Origin of the sequence: Larkinella fluvii, assembly GCF_051857545.1 — a bacterium.
In the GTDB taxonomy this organism is placed as follows: Bacteria; Bacteroidota; Bacteroidia; order Cytophagales; family Spirosomataceae; genus Larkinella.
Genome location: NZ_JBPZHB010000005.1, coordinates 472,710 through 485,551, shown reverse-complemented (window position 1 = coordinate 485,551; position 12,842 = coordinate 472,710). Strand labels below are relative to the sequence as shown.

Annotated in this window: 14 protein-coding genes and 1 pseudogene; 6 read left to right on the top strand and 9 right to left on the bottom strand. The window is 50.5% G+C overall.

The window, feature by feature from the left end; translation table 11 throughout:
* Nucleotides 1–54 precede the first annotated feature (54 nt).
* Entirely contained in the window at nucleotides 55–1,389 is a 1,335-nt protein-coding gene (locus tag ACS5NO_RS15440; protein ID WP_439415990.1) for a sensor histidine kinase, read from the top strand.
* A 28-nt stretch (nucleotides 1,390–1,417) separates the two neighbouring features.
* Here ACS5NO_RS15440 and ACS5NO_RS15435 read toward each other — a convergent pair whose 3' ends face one another.
* Both ACS5NO_RS15435 and ACS5NO_RS15430 read right to left on the bottom strand, forming a co-directional pair.
* Nucleotides 1,418–2,062 carry an NAD(P)-dependent oxidoreductase gene (locus tag ACS5NO_RS15435; protein ID WP_439415989.1) on the bottom strand — a complete coding sequence of 215 codons (645 nt, stop codon included), beginning with the start codon at nucleotides 2,060–2,062 and terminating at the stop codon, nucleotides 1,418–1,420.
* 70 nt (nucleotides 2,063–2,132) lie between these two features.
* Entirely contained in the window at nucleotides 2,133–2,543 is a 411-nt protein-coding gene (locus ACS5NO_RS15430; RefSeq protein WP_439415988.1) for an Rrf2 family transcriptional regulator, read from the bottom strand.
* 127 nt (nucleotides 2,544–2,670) lie between these two features.
* Here ACS5NO_RS15430 and ACS5NO_RS15425 point away from each other — a divergent pair, with 127 nt between their 5' ends.
* The 4 genes from ACS5NO_RS15425 (at nucleotide 2,671) to ACS5NO_RS15410 (ending at nucleotide 5,531) form a co-directional block, all read left to right on the top strand.
* Nucleotides 2,671–3,192 carry a hypothetical protein gene (locus ACS5NO_RS15425; RefSeq protein WP_439415987.1) on the top strand — a complete coding sequence of 174 codons (522 nt, stop codon included), beginning with the start codon at nucleotides 2,671–2,673 and terminating at the stop codon, nucleotides 3,190–3,192.
* Nucleotides 3,189–3,512: a hypothetical protein gene (locus ACS5NO_RS15420; RefSeq protein ID WP_114405141.1), complete on the top strand. Its 324-nt coding sequence runs from the start codon at nucleotides 3,189–3,191 to the stop codon at nucleotides 3,510–3,512. Before ACS5NO_RS15425 ends, ACS5NO_RS15420 begins: the two co-directional genes overlap by 4 nt.
* Nucleotides 3,513–4,877, top strand: a complete 1,365-nt coding sequence (locus tag ACS5NO_RS15415; protein WP_439415986.1) for a M28 family metallopeptidase — start codon at nucleotides 3,513–3,515, stop codon at nucleotides 4,875–4,877.
* Between the two features lie 180 nt (nucleotides 4,878–5,057).
* The gene (locus ACS5NO_RS15410; protein WP_439415985.1) at nucleotides 5,058–5,531 is read left to right on the top strand and encodes a lipocalin family protein; all 474 of its coding nucleotides are present in this window, start codon (nucleotides 5,058–5,060) and stop codon (nucleotides 5,529–5,531) included.
* A gap of 184 nt (nucleotides 5,532–5,715) precedes the next feature.
* Here ACS5NO_RS15410 and ACS5NO_RS15405 read toward each other — a convergent pair.
* The 4 genes and pseudogenes from ACS5NO_RS15405 to ACS5NO_RS15390 form a co-directional block, all read right to left on the bottom strand.
* Nucleotides 5,716–6,150 (bottom strand): annotated as a pseudogene (locus tag ACS5NO_RS15405) (transposase family protein); the annotation flags it as partial.
* 24 nt (nucleotides 6,151–6,174) lie between these two features.
* On the bottom strand, nucleotides 6,175–6,477 hold the full coding sequence (locus ACS5NO_RS15400) for a transposase (protein ID WP_439415984.1): 303 nt from the start codon (nucleotides 6,475–6,477) through the stop codon (nucleotides 6,175–6,177).
* A gap of 82 nt (nucleotides 6,478–6,559) precedes the next feature.
* Nucleotides 6,560–7,879 (bottom strand): alginate export family protein, encoded by a 1,320-nt coding sequence (locus ACS5NO_RS15395; protein ID WP_439415983.1) that lies wholly within the window; start codon nucleotides 7,877–7,879, stop codon nucleotides 6,560–6,562.
* A 125-nt stretch (nucleotides 7,880–8,004) separates the two neighbouring features.
* Nucleotides 8,005–8,349 (bottom strand): winged helix-turn-helix transcriptional regulator, encoded by a 345-nt coding sequence (locus ACS5NO_RS15390; protein ID WP_439415982.1) that lies wholly within the window; start codon nucleotides 8,347–8,349, stop codon nucleotides 8,005–8,007.
* A gap of 118 nt (nucleotides 8,350–8,467) precedes the next feature.
* Here ACS5NO_RS15390 and ACS5NO_RS15385 point away from each other — a divergent pair, with 118 nt between their 5' ends.
* Complete coding sequence (locus ACS5NO_RS15385) at nucleotides 8,468–9,223, top strand: alpha/beta fold hydrolase (protein ID WP_439415981.1); 756 nt, start codon at nucleotides 8,468–8,470, stop codon at nucleotides 9,221–9,223.
* A 79-nt stretch (nucleotides 9,224–9,302) separates the two neighbouring features.
* On the opposite strand, the gene ACS5NO_RS15380 is transcribed toward ACS5NO_RS15385, so the two are convergent.
* The 3 genes from ACS5NO_RS15380 to ACS5NO_RS15370 form a co-directional block, all read right to left on the bottom strand.
* Nucleotides 9,303–10,019 (bottom strand): thioredoxin domain-containing protein, encoded by a 717-nt coding sequence (locus ACS5NO_RS15380; RefSeq protein WP_439415980.1) that lies wholly within the window; start codon nucleotides 10,017–10,019, stop codon nucleotides 9,303–9,305.
* Between the two features lie 96 nt (nucleotides 10,020–10,115).
* Nucleotides 10,116–11,141 (bottom strand): glycoside hydrolase family protein, encoded by a 1,026-nt coding sequence (locus ACS5NO_RS15375; RefSeq protein ID WP_439415979.1) that lies wholly within the window; start codon nucleotides 11,139–11,141, stop codon nucleotides 10,116–10,118.
* A gap of 14 nt (nucleotides 11,142–11,155) precedes the next feature.
* The gene (locus ACS5NO_RS15370) at nucleotides 11,156–12,838 is read right to left on the bottom strand and encodes an arylsulfatase (protein ID WP_439415978.1); all 1,683 of its coding nucleotides are present in this window, start codon (nucleotides 12,836–12,838) and stop codon (nucleotides 11,156–11,158) included.
* Nucleotides 12,839–12,842: the final 4 nt, after the last annotated feature.

Here is a 12,842-nt window from a genome sequence, read left to right as displayed (position 1 = left end):
GGTTAGACTACGGGTTTAATCACCTATTTTTTCAGCTACTCACAGAAAACGACGTTGGGAAAATCGCTTCTTTTCAAATCCATTCAGCGCTCCTTTACGGCACTGGTTGGCGTGCCGGGGGAAACTACGCTGGAAAGCCGGATCTTTAATTCTATCTGTGTGGTGGGCATTGTGGCGATGCTTTACAACATTCCTTTCAACTATTTCATCGGCCTGACCGAAGCTTCGCTGGTTTCTTTGCTGCTCTTTATTGCCTTTTCATTTCTCTATTATCTATCCCGGATAAAAAATAAATTCTACATCAGCGTGTCACTGGGTGGTGTGTTTATTACGCTGCTTCTGGCGGGAAATTATTTTTTTAATGCAGGTGTTATTGGGCCTTCCATTCTCCTGTTCATGTATGTTTATTTCTTATTAGCGATTGTTGCGCCGTCCCGGCAACACGTCTTCTGGTTTTGTTTTAATGTCGTTGTGGTATTTGGTCTTCTGGCGGTCGAATATGTTTATCCTGCCAGTGTGGTTGCCGGCTATTCGAGTCGGATGAATCATATCCTGGACGTGGGGTCGACGTATTTGGTCGGGGCGGTGCTGATTTACCTGGCGACCTATTTTTTCAAGAAAGCCTACCGGGCCGAACAGCGGCTGGTCGAAGAAAAATCCGTGGTGCTGGAACGTCTCAACGCCGAAAAAAGCAAGCTTTTCTCCATCATTTCGCATGATTTGCGTTCGCCGTTGGCTTCTGTTCAGCAATACATCGAAATACTGAGAGAAACCGATCTGGACGATGCGCAAAAGAAACGGATCGAATCGGATTTGCTGGATGTGATCAACCACACCCAGGAGATGCTTTTCAACCTCCTGTCGTGGTCGACTACGCAGATGAACGGAACCAAAGTGGAGCTTACGCACGTCAACATTTCGACCGTTTTAAAACCCATCATTGAAATTTATAGACCGCTGGCTTTAAAAAAAGAAATCCAGTTAACGTATTCAATTCACACGCCTTTCGAGGTCGTTGCCGACAGCAATATGTTGCAACTTATTGTTCGGAATTTAGTGGGAAACGCGATAAAATTCACGCCCTCTGGAGGTTCGATTGTGGTTGAAGTCCTGGAATCGCAATCGAATTGTTTGATTGTTGTGAAAGACAATGGGGGAGGTATAAAACCGGAAGATAAAGCAAATTTATTTTCGCTTAAGTCCCGGGCAACCTTTGGCACCAACAATGAAAAAGGCGTAGGACTGGGTCTTTTTCTCTGTAAAGAATACGCGGAAGTTCAGCAGGGAAAGCTTTGGTTTGAAAGCGAACCGGGGATGGGAACCACGTTTTACCTGTCTTTGCCTTTGGTAGGTTTACCCGAAACCGTGCTGATTGGCAAAGCGGCTTAATCAACACGGTTTCGGGTGATTATCAGACTCAGTACCCCACGGTAAACCGCTGACGAACGTGTGCGGGCTTGTCCAGTTCGTCGTGTATCGCAACGGCCAGGTCTTCGACGGAAATTTTACTCACCCCGTTTTCGTCAAACACCGGCTGGTTGGTTCCCCGGCGGAATTGCCCGGTGCGCTCGCCGGGTTCGAGCAAAATGGCCGGGCTGATAAATGTCCAGTCCAGGTCTTCTTCCTTTTTCAACGTGTTCAGGTAGTCACGGGCGGCCAGCGCCCCCGGTTTCCATTCGGCCGGAAACTGTGGCGTGTCGATCAGTTGAACGCCCGGCGCAATTTCCAGACTACCGGCTCCACCCACCACCAGCAACCGTTTCACACCGGCTTTTTTCGTGCCGTTCTGAATGGCCTGCGAACCGGCCAGGTACTCGTTGTAGAGGTTAGGGTTTTGCCAGCCCGCATTGTAGGCACTCACGACCGCATCATGGCCGGCCACGAGCCCGGCTACCTCCACTTCATTCAGCACGTCGCCTTTTACGGCCGTTAGCTGTGGGTTTTCTACCGTCATTTTCTCCGGATGGCGGACAATCGCCGTTACGGCATATCCGCGGTGCAGTGCTTCTTTTAACAGGGCTGAACCTACGAAGCCCGTGGCTCCAATCAAGGCAATTTTCATGATTTTTAGAATTAGTTAATTGGTAGATTTTAACTGTAATTAATATTATTACAGTTTGGTTCAGAAAAATTTAGTCAAACTGGTTGGTAAAATCAGCCAGGGTCGTTTGGTTAAGCCGCGCAATCAGGGCCTTCTCCGCATCCAGAAAAAGGGTGTCCAGGTGGGTATTGATCTGACGACCCACCGCGCAATCGGGGTTCGGGCTGTTTCGGTTTTGCCCCAGTAGTGGCGTTTGTCGAACAGCCTCGTAAATTGCCGACAGCAGGATTTTCTCCGCGGGTTTGGCTAAACTGCTGCCACCGTTTTTGCCTTCCTTGCTGATAATGAGCCCCTTCTTTCGTAAATTGCTGATCTCTTTCCGAACCAATACCGGGTTGATATTGACGCTGCCAGCCATAAAGTCAGACGATAGCAGCTCCCCATTGGCCCTCGTCAGAAGGGTCATGATGTGGATGGCGATCGAAAACCGGCTGTTGTTCATTCTGTAATAAATTTTATTACAGTACAAAAGTAATGGTATTTCAATGCGAAATCAAGGCGCGGTTGAAAAATTTTCTGTCGTTGGCCTAAAAATTGAGTTGTATCCCGAATTTGTGCGTTAATTCACTATGCGATTCTTTTACGTACTCCTGTTCTGCACGCTTGTAGTAGGGGTTGCCTGTGCGCAACGCCCTGCCGATTCCACCTTTTACCGGACCGCTGCTGCGGTTCCGGCCCATCTGAAACCCATCGAGCGGTCGTATGGATCGTATTTTTACGGGGGCAAGCGGTTGCGGTCGCCGAATTCGCTGGAGATTCCCTTTAACGAATTGAATGATCCCATCGTCAACCGCCATTTCCGAACCTACCGGACGTTTGTGCTGGCCGGTCAGGTCGTTGCGCTGGTTCCGCTGGTCTACGTTTTGACGCGTAACCGGGGCACCTACACACGTTCGGGCGACTACTGGGCTGTGTATTTTGGCTCGATCGGTGCCACGCTGGGGTTAAGCATCATTGGCAATTCCCAGGCTCGCAAGGCGGTGACGCAATACAACCGGGCGTTGGCCGCTGCCCGCTTCGGGTTTTCGGCGCAACCCCTCCCCGGCACCACCCAAACCGCCTTTGGCGTGAGCCTGGCCCGACGATTATGAAAAACAGGCCTTCAGACGACGAGGACACCGGTTTTTCCTTTCGGGAATTGTTTTCGGAAGACGAAACCCGGGAATTCTATCAGCCGGTGCGGCAATTGCCGACGCGCCAAATTGCGTTCTGGTCGCTGGGCTTGTCTTTTTTGCTGGCGGGGGCGTTGGTGTTTTCTTCGCTGAACGAACGCAGTCGCCCGGTTCTGCGTCAAAAGGCGGTTCCACGTTCCGGCAAAAAATCATTTTTAGATCCCGTAAAACGCCGTAAAATCGACGCGGTGGTGTATCTTCGTTTGTATTCCCGTTTACTAAACTCATCGACTTACTGAATGAAAAACTGTACACTTTCGGGTATTCTCCTTCTTTTTTCGCTTGGTTTACAAGCCCAGACCACCGTCAACCGCGATCCTGCCATTGCCCAACTCGTGGCCGACGTGTCGGCGGATAGTTTGCGGTCACACGTTACCAATCTGGTCAGTTTCGGAACGCGGCACACGATGAGCAGCGCGACGCCTAAACGCGGGTTGAGCGCGGCCCGGCAGTGGACATTGGGCAAGTTTCAACACTACGCCAAACAGTCGGGCGGACGGCTGACGGCCCAGATCGATAGCTGGACCCTGCAACCGGACGGACGGCGGATCGATGCCGTGACGCAAATGGGCAACGTGATGGCGACGCTCAAAGGCACCGACCCGAACGACGACCGGATTTTTCTGGTGAGCGGTCACATCGACAGCCGCGTTAGTGACGTCATGAACCGCACTGCCGATGCGCCGGGGGCCAACGACGACGGTTCGGGAACGGCCGCCGTGATCGAACTCTGCCGCGTGATGAGCAAAGTGCCGTTTCCGGCCACCATCATTTTTGTGGCGGTTTGTGGGGAGGAGCAGGGACTGCTGGGCGCCAACCACCTGGCGCAACGGGCGAAAGACGAAAAATGGAACCTCGAAGCGTTGCTGAACAACGACATTATGGGGTCGAACCACAGCCCCGATACGCACATCACCGACAACACGCGTGTCCGGGTATTCAGCGAGGGCTTGCCCGGTTATCAGACGGATTCGCTGGCGGCCAACATCCGGCAGTATGGCCTGGAAAACGACGGAAAATCGCGGCAACTGGCCCGTTATACCAAAGAAGTGGGTGAGCGGTATGTCGATCAACTGGAGGTGGTGATGGTGTACCGCAACGACCGGTTTTTGCGCGGGGGCGACCACACGCCGTTTGTCACGCGCGGTTTTCCGGCGGTTCGCATTACGGAAATGAACGAGAATTTTGCCCACCAGCACCAGGATCTGCGCACGCAGGACGGTGTGGAATACGGCGATTACGTAAAGTTTATGGATTTTGATTACCTGCGGAAAAATACCGCCATGAACCTGGCGGTGCTGGCCAATCTGGCCAAAGCGCCGTCGATGCCGCAGAATGTTACGGTGGAGGCCCGCAGCCTGACCAACTCCACGAGCCTGTTCTGGCAGGCACCCAAAGCCGGGAATTCGGCCAATCGGAAAATAAAAGGGTATTATGTGCTGATGCGCGAAACCCACTGGCCATTCTGGCAAAAGAAGTTTTATACGGAAAAAGTCGGGCTGACGTTGCCCTATTCTAAAGACAATTATTTCTTTGCCGTTCAGGCCGTTAGTGAGGATGGAAACGAGAGTTTACCGGTGATTCCCCGCCCGGGTTTGCGATAATTAATTCTGAACTTTTACGCCCTGACGCAACGCTTTGACCGGTTTTTGCGTAGAGGAAAGAGAAAACACGGGCTTTTTATCCGGAAATTTACAACCTGACATTTTTTTTTGTAGATTTCGTTTCCAACGGTCATCTCATCCAGTCACACTAAACTATTATTTCACAAAAACCTGAAAATTATGAAGCGATTACTTTATTTGATCTGCGTGGTGGTGTTTGCGGCTGGCCTGAGTTCGTGTAACAAAGATGATGATCCGGCACCGGCACCAGTCGTAGGGCAGTGGTCTGTTGACCGGGCGCGCTATGCGGGCTTTACTGGTGATTTTGCATCGCTCAATGGTGACGAAGATTTGTCGAACCCAACCGTGACCGGTTATCGTGACGATATTGATATTAAAAGTGATAATACGTTTTCCGGAACAGAAAGGTCGAATGGAAGTGTTTTTGACTACAAAGGAACCTGGACGTTAACCAACAATGACTTGGTTTTGAAGGAAGAAGCCGGGGATGAATTCAAGTATACATATGACAACACGACGACTCCCAATCAGTTACTGGGTGAAGTGCTTGCCCGGAGCGGCCGGTTTCTGAATGCGAAAAAAGATACGGTGACGGTCAATTACACGGTTCAATTGATTTATGCCAAAAAATAACGGGTATAGACTTTTAAGAAATAGAAATACGACCTCCGGATTTTACGCCGGAGGTTTTTTATTGCTTGGGCAGTGTTGAAAAGCGTTATTGAGCGGAGGAAATTAGAGAAGCTGTTTAGACTTTTTCTTTTTTGTTGATTTTGCGTAAAAATGAGACCGCAAAGGCGATCCAATGGAAGGCTGCTCAATTGGCCGCTTTGCATTCAAATCGAACCAAAAGTGCCTTAAAACTATCTAACCAAGCATTCGCCCGTTCAATAACCGTTCTATGTCGATATAGCATTTCATCAAAGTAGGGATCTTGCTGCGGCTGCTTTTTTGCATTCCGAGTATTGGGTTTAATGTTAGTTTCTATCTCGTAGTCAGCGCATTTTTGACGCAAATCTTGCGAATCAAATCCAGGGTCTGCATTGAGAAAAAGCCCTTTCAAAGGAATGCCAGCGGCTGTTAAGACTTGGCACAGTTCATCAAACAAGCTTTGTATTTCAAACAGGTCGTGGTGATTACCCTCCTGGGGTGACGATATAGCCATCATAACACCTTGGTTATCAGACAAAAATAAGCAATTCGTAGTATTGGCTGACTTTCTGGCCTGATAACCAATCGATTGTCCGCCATTTTTAGCGGGCGTATGACTGCCATCCTATTGCATGCAGGAAAGGTCTAAATACCGTCGGTTCGCTTTTAACAGTTCGATCCACATCCGTTGCCAGCAGCCCTGCTTGGTCCATTTATTAAAATAGTAGAACACGCCCTGCCAAGTCAATAACTGACCGGAAAAGAATTGTTTAACGGGTAACTCTCGCCATTGACATCCTGTTTTCAATCGATGAAGAATGGCTTCAACCGCTTCCCCAAGAGGTACTTTACTTTCAAAACCACGTTTCCCCACACTCAGATGCGGTAAAATCCACGTCTGGATGGTATGTTTACTTAAGATTCCCACTGGTTTGCTATTTTATGATTCGACACCACAAAATTCAAACTCTGTTGGGAATCTTTTACATTAGTCTAAACAACTTCACTAATTAAACCTTCAACCACTTCCGACTCATTAAACGGGGGGCATAGGAAACCATCAAATAGCTCCATACGGGTATTTCTCCTGAATCTTTGACCTTGTTGAGTAACTCCATACGTTTGTTAGCAAAAGTGAACGAAAATCCGTAGATGATTTCCAGGACTTTAACAGGTTTATAGTTCAAAGACAAGTCACTTTCAAAGCCCAGGTATTTGCCTCTGATTTCACGGCCTTCACTCAACAAGGGATATTTTGAATAAAAAAGGTGGGCATCGCTTCGCAGAAAAAGCTTTTTACCAGCCTGGTAAATCATGAACAGATACGGATTAACCAGCCCTTTGTCATTCACATCCGCCGGGAACCGAGTGAATAAATTCATGTTGCCCATAAACTTCCAGGCTACGCCATAGAGCGGTACGAAGGAATTGGATACATTTTTTGAGACCGCATTCTTGTCACCACTCAGGATTTCGGCACCCAGCCGAAACAGTGTTCTGCCGGTATTGGCACTGATTTCAGGTTGAATATAATACGCACGAATTGCCTTCGAAGCAGCATTTTGCCCGTACTGATAATAGGCATTCACCGTGCCGTAAAGCCAGTTCCGGGTAAATTCCAGCCGTCCGCCATTGGTTATTCGCTGGTAGTATGGCCTGCTTCCGGTCGTTCTCCGGAACACGTCCAGCGCATTGATAGTCGTCAACATAATCAGATTACTGAGTTTGTATTTGAGATGATGGACGACAAGAAATTTGTAGGTATGGGCAGCCACTGGCGAATAGGCGGGATCAAAATGTTTGCCATAGGGTCTGGTGAAAAAAAGGGTTAGATCCGTTTCCAGTTTTTTCCTGTAAAAGAGTCGAATACCCTCGTGCGCGCGGCTTTGCTGGCCCCACGGTGCAGCCGAGAATATCCTGCCATTGTCGAGCGACAACGCTTGTCTGCCAATTCTGACAGAAAGGTAATTGCCGATAGTAGGCTCGGCATACAGTTCAAAAAAATTCACATTACCTACGTGGGAAAACTGCCCCGATTTTCCCCAGACATGGATTTCCTGAGGGGATGCATGCAAGCGCAGTTTAGTGGATCGATATGTAATGCTGAACCGGTTTCGCTGCGTGGCAAAGAGCTCAGGCATAACCGAATCTGCGGCAGTCCACTTAAAATTATTCCGGTATTCGGCTTGGGGTCTTACTTCAAAGTCGATGGTCAACTCCCGGCGCACGGTATCTGACGATTGCGCTAAGAGGTCACCAGTTCTAATGATCAGAATGAGAAAGACTATCCCATAAAGCATTTTTGAGTTTAGCAAGGTCAGCCTAGACACGGAAAAAGTTGCGTTATCAATGGTTTAACCCTCAAACTACAAAAAACTAATTTACAATGTCTATATATTAAATAGATTAATCTTGCGGAGTTGTTGGAGTCATATTGCGAAGGTCAACCGCGCTTTTACAAGTGTCCAATAATCTCGCTTCTGAAATACTTGCCCCAGTTTCGCAGTTCGTTCAACAACTCGCGCAAGGACATGCCAAGGGGAGTCAAAGCATATTCTACGGTAACGGGCATGCTGTCATAAAGCGTGCGGGTGATCAGTTTGTTCTCTTCTAGGGCCTTCAATTCCTGTGATAACATTTTGGGCGATACGTCCGGAATGTCTCTATGGATCTCTCCAAAGCGTTTCTTCCCGTAGGTAAGCGATATCAAAATGGGGATACGCCACTTGCCCTGAATCACTTCCATTGCGTCTCTGGCTGCTTTGAGTTCGTATTGGCAGGCCGGTTCTGTGCTCTTCATAAGAATCAAGTTCAATGCTGGTTACCCAGTGGTAACTACTTACCAATAGGTAACAACTATATTTTGGTAAGTGAATATCGATAAATTTGCCTCATTATCAACATAGATTGAGTACATCATGAATAAATTCTTCCTTATTTTAACGATGCTGGTTAGTATGACCAGCTTGGGGCAAACACACAAATCCCGCACGTTCCTGTTGGTACACGGAGCCTGGTCGGGCGGGTGGGACTTTGCCCGGGTAGATGCTAAGCTGCGGTCGAAAGGTGACATTGTATATCGTCCCACACTGACCGGACTTGGAGAAAGGGTTCATTTGTCCAATGCAAGTATAAATCTGAGCACGTTCATTACCGATATTGTAAATGTTATCAAGTATGAAAACCTGCACAATGTCATTTTGGTGGGTCATAGTTTCGGCGGAATGGTGATTTCGGGGGTGGCCGAACAAGTGCCTGAAAGAATTAGTCAACTTATTTACCTGGATGCGATGGTGCCAAACGACGGTGAAAGTGCGCGTGACGTGTGCGGTGAACTATGGAATGGATTGATAGCACCTTATGTAAAGGATAGTCTGGTTTTTTACCCATTTGGCCCCACTTCGGCGACACCACCCGGTGACGTTCCCCAGTCGCTAAAAACGTACACCGAGCCGCTGAAAATTAGTAATCCCCTGGTCAAAAAAATCCCAACCGCGTTTATCGTGATGACAAAGAACGGAAAAAGCAACCGCCTGAACGACCAAATGGGCTTAAACAAAGCACGGGAGCGACGCTGGAAGATTTATGAATTTGAAGGCGGGCATTACTCCATGCGCGAACAGCCCGAAAAGCTTGCCCTGAAATTACAGGAAGTGCTGCCAAAGGGGCAGTAGTGTGGGAGAATACAGTCTATACGGATCTACCGCGTGTCACAAGGCTCCATAGCCCTTATGACACGCGACAGCGGAATACCTAGAGGGATTCAGAAATACTGGCTTGAATTTCACCTTTCGGCGTCACCCCGGCCTTTTTCCAAACCGCTTGATCACTTTTGTACAGCACCAAAGTCGGGAGCGACGTAATGCCCAATTCTTTCACCAGCCCTTTGTTTTCGTAGGCTTCAATCCGGATTACTTTCACATTGGCGGCCTGTTCTTTTTCAATTTCATCGACCGTCGGGGCCAGTTTTTTGCACGAGCCGCAATACCGAGAACCAAAATCGACTAGCACCAGTTTGTCGGACTTAAGTTGTGCCTGATAAGCTGCCAGCGTCAGTCCCTGCCCGACGGTGGATTCGACCGCCCGGCCCGAGCCGATCCACTTGCTCAAACCACCGGGCAGTTCGGTCACATCTTTAAAACCGACTTCGCGCAACCGTCTGGCGAGCTGCCCGCTGCGTCCGTTGGCAATCGAGTAGATAAAAACCGGGTTCTCCCGGTTCAGATTTTTTATCTTCTTCTGAAAATCGGCTTCGTCGGCTACGTTAAAGCTGGAGGCCCCTTTCAGGTGGTTTTGCTGGAATTCTTCTTCCGAACGGGCATCCAGAATCTGGGCGCGTTGACCGGCCTGCGCCAGTTTGGCTTCGAAGGCATCGAATGACAGCAGAGACGATTCGGCGGTTTGAGCGTGTAAACGGGTTTGCACCAGCAGGAACAAACCAAACAGGAACACAATGCGAACGGTTTTCATAGTTGTTTATTGTTAAAGTTGAATGGGATAAAAAATGAATTCAATAAAAAAATCAGCAATTGGAGCACATCCGATTAGCCTCTGACGAAAGAGGTCTCACTTTTTCTTCAATTCGCCGATGGCAATGGAATTTTCACCGGCGGCCGAGTAAAGCAGGTACCACCGGTTATTTTCCTCGAAGACAAACGGATCGCGCAGTTCGCGCACTTTGCCGTAATACAGGCCGATTTTCGAGGTCGTGAGCGGCAGGTTGCCGCCCTCATACTCGGTTTGGGGTTCGGCCACTTCCTGCGGGGGCGTCGGCGTCCAGGTGTGCCAGTCGTCGGAAAGCCGGATTTTGGTCAGCAGAATCCGTTCGGGCGTATCGCCGACCCGGGAGTAGAACACCCAGAGCGTATCGCCCACGACTTTTACCGCCGAATGCCGCAGTGAATTGGGTTTCTGGATTTTGGCAAACGGGTTCGGGCCTTTTTCAAAATTGGCCTTGCCGTCTTTCGAGCGGTAAACCGAACTCGACCGGCCAATGGCGTAAAACCGTCCTTTCCACTGAAAAACCCGGAAATACGACTCGCCCAGGACGTTGGTTTCGGCTTTGAAATGAATGCCGTCTTTCGAGGTCGCCCGGAGCGTATACTGGCCCTTTTTCCGCTCGTGTTCCAGCGGACAGTGGAAATACAGGATCAGTTCTTTGTTCTTCTCGTCAATGTGGACGTCCGGCGAAGCCACGTGCGTAATGCCGTCGTCGGCCGTTTCGGCGCCTTCGTGCCGGGCGGTTTCGGTAGCCGGGAACGGCGCGTCGTTGCAGATGCAGTCGGTGATCTGGAGCGTGCCGGGCTGGTAGATTTTCCACGGGCCTTTCAGGTCATCGGCGTAGGCCAGCCGAATGTACTTGCCCTTGTGATGGGCGAAATACAGGTAATACTTACCGAGTTTATTCGGCAGCCAGTCGGGCACGCGAATGAGCGACGGCCCGTTGATGTCGTCGCCGTCCTGACCCGGCAATAGGTCGGCGTGAACGATCGGATTGGTGGCAAACCGTTCGAGTGTAAGGTCCTGAGCGTACAGGAGGGGCGTTTTGAACAAAATCATCAAAATCAGCCCAAGTGGCCAAAAGCGTTTCATAGCGAGATAAAGCGTTAAAAATTCCGGTTTCCCACCGACGGTTTTCTGGGCGTGGGCAACAACGGTTGCAGCGGTTTGATCGTGTCGAAATCGACGACATCATTGCGTTTGGCCCAGTCGAAATACAGCACGGAAAGCGCATCGACCCGATTCGGATTCCGGGCGGCCACATTCTGGGTTTCGCCCCGGTCGGCTTCGAGGTCGTAGAGTTCCCACTGGTAGCTCGGATAGATGGAAACCAGTTTCCACTTCCCTTGCCGAACCGCCCGGTTGCCGGCCCATTCCCAGAAAATCGGGCGCGGGCGCTGCGGGTCAAGCGGTTTTTCATTGAATAGCAGATTCGCCAGACTCACCCCGGGCAGCGGGTTGGTCGCGGTTCCGTTGTAAGAAGTTGGGTAATTCGCCTGGGCCACGTCGTACAGCGTGGGCGCAATGTCGATCAGGTGGCCCGTTCCTTTTTCGAGCCGACCGGGTTTGATTTTTCCCGGAAACCAGGCGATGAAGGGCGAACTGATACCGCCTTCGTAGGAAAACGCCTTGAACGAGCGGAAGGGCGTGTTGGACACGTACGACCAGGGTTTGCCCTGCGACTCGAACGAACCCGCCGTGCCGACCGGCCCGCTGTTCCGCCCGGCTTTCGGGCCCCAGTGGGCCACGTCCTCGGCGGGTGCACCGTTGTCGGAAATGAAGAGAATCAGCGTGTTATCGTCTTTTTTGAGTTCCTTCAGCTTTGCCAATAGCTTCCCGACACCCTGATCGGCCCGGTCGAGCATGGCGGCATAGACCTCCATTTTGGCCTTCCAGACTTGCTTTTCCTCGTAGGTCAGGGCGTCCCAATCCGGAATCTCGGCATCACGGACGGCTGCGATTTCGGCCTGTTTCTGGGTGATGATGCCCAATTTCACCTGCCGGGCCAGCCGTTCTTTCCGAATTTCATCCCAACCGGCGTCGTATTTGCCCCGGTATTTGGCAATGTCTTCCGGCAAGGCTTGCAGCGGCCAGTGCGGAGCCGTGTAGGCCAGGTACAAAAAGAACGGTTTGGTTTCCCGATTCTGCTCGTCCAGATACGTCAGGGCGTGGTTCGTAATTTCGTCGGTGAAGTAATAGGAGTTAGGTTTCGGGTATTGGCGCTGGTTGTCTTCCAGAATCACCACCGGCGAATTGCGGCCCGTCGGCATCGGCCCCGCGTCGAAGTAGTTCGATCCGCCCCCTAGAATGCCGTAAAACCGGTCGAACCCGCGTTGCTTTGGCCATACCAGACTGTCATTCCCAACGTGCCATTTGCCCGACAGCAAGGTGCTGTAGCCTGCCTGTTTCAGCACTTCACCGAACGTCAGCGAGGGTTTGTTCAGGAAGCCCTGATACGCCGGTATGCCCAGATTGACGTTGAAATAACCGATCCCGGCTTTGTGCGGATACTGCCCGGTAATGAGCGACGCGCGGGTTGGGGCGCAGATGGCGTTGTTGTAAAACTCGCGCAGCCGCAGGCCTTCGCTGGCCAGTCGGTCGAGGTTCGGCGTCTGGATTTCGGACCCGTACGAACCCAGATCGGAATAGCCCATGTCATCGACCATGATCAGGATGATGTTGGGACGGCTGGGAGCAGCGGGCTGGGGGCTTTGGGCTTGTCCGGAGGGCGCAAGCATACTGGCGGCTAGCGCAAGGACGGCTATTTTTTGTAACAGATTCGTTTTCATGGAA

Bases quoted from the DNA above. Each gene is read 5' to 3' on its own strand.
- ACS5NO_RS15435 (WP_439415989.1), bottom strand. From the start codon at position 2,062: ATGAAAATTGCCTTGATTGGAGCCACGGGCTTCGTAGGTTCAGCCCTG.
- ACS5NO_RS15430 (WP_439415988.1), bottom strand. From the start codon at position 2,543: ATGAACAACAGCCGGTTTTCGATCGCCATCCACATCATGACCCTTCTG.
- ACS5NO_RS15425 (WP_439415987.1), top strand. From the start codon at position 2,671: ATGCGATTCTTTTACGTACTCCTGTTCTGCACGCTTGTAGTAGGGGTT.
- ACS5NO_RS15420 (WP_114405141.1), top strand. From the start codon at position 3,189: ATGAAAAACAGGCCTTCAGACGACGAGGACACCGGTTTTTCCTTTCGG.
- ACS5NO_RS15415 (WP_439415986.1), top strand. From the start codon at position 3,513: ATGAAAAACTGTACACTTTCGGGTATTCTCCTTCTTTTTTCGCTTGGT.
- ACS5NO_RS15410 (WP_439415985.1), top strand. From the start codon at position 5,058: ATGAAGCGATTACTTTATTTGATCTGCGTGGTGGTGTTTGCGGCTGGC.
- ACS5NO_RS15390 (WP_439415982.1), bottom strand. From the start codon at position 8,349: ATGAAGAGCACAGAACCGGCCTGCCAATACGAACTCAAAGCAGCCAGA.
- ACS5NO_RS15385 (WP_439415981.1), top strand. From the start codon at position 8,468: ATGAATAAATTCTTCCTTATTTTAACGATGCTGGTTAGTATGACCAGC.
- ACS5NO_RS15380 (WP_439415980.1), bottom strand. From the start codon at position 10,019: ATGAAAACCGTTCGCATTGTGTTCCTGTTTGGTTTGTTCCTGCTGGTG.
- ACS5NO_RS15375 (WP_439415979.1), bottom strand. From the start codon at position 11,141: ATGAAACGCTTTTGGCCACTTGGGCTGATTTTGATGATTTTGTTCAAA.
- ACS5NO_RS15370 (WP_439415978.1), bottom strand. From the start codon at position 12,838: ATGAAAACGAATCTGTTACAAAAAATAGCCGTCCTTGCGCTAGCCGCC.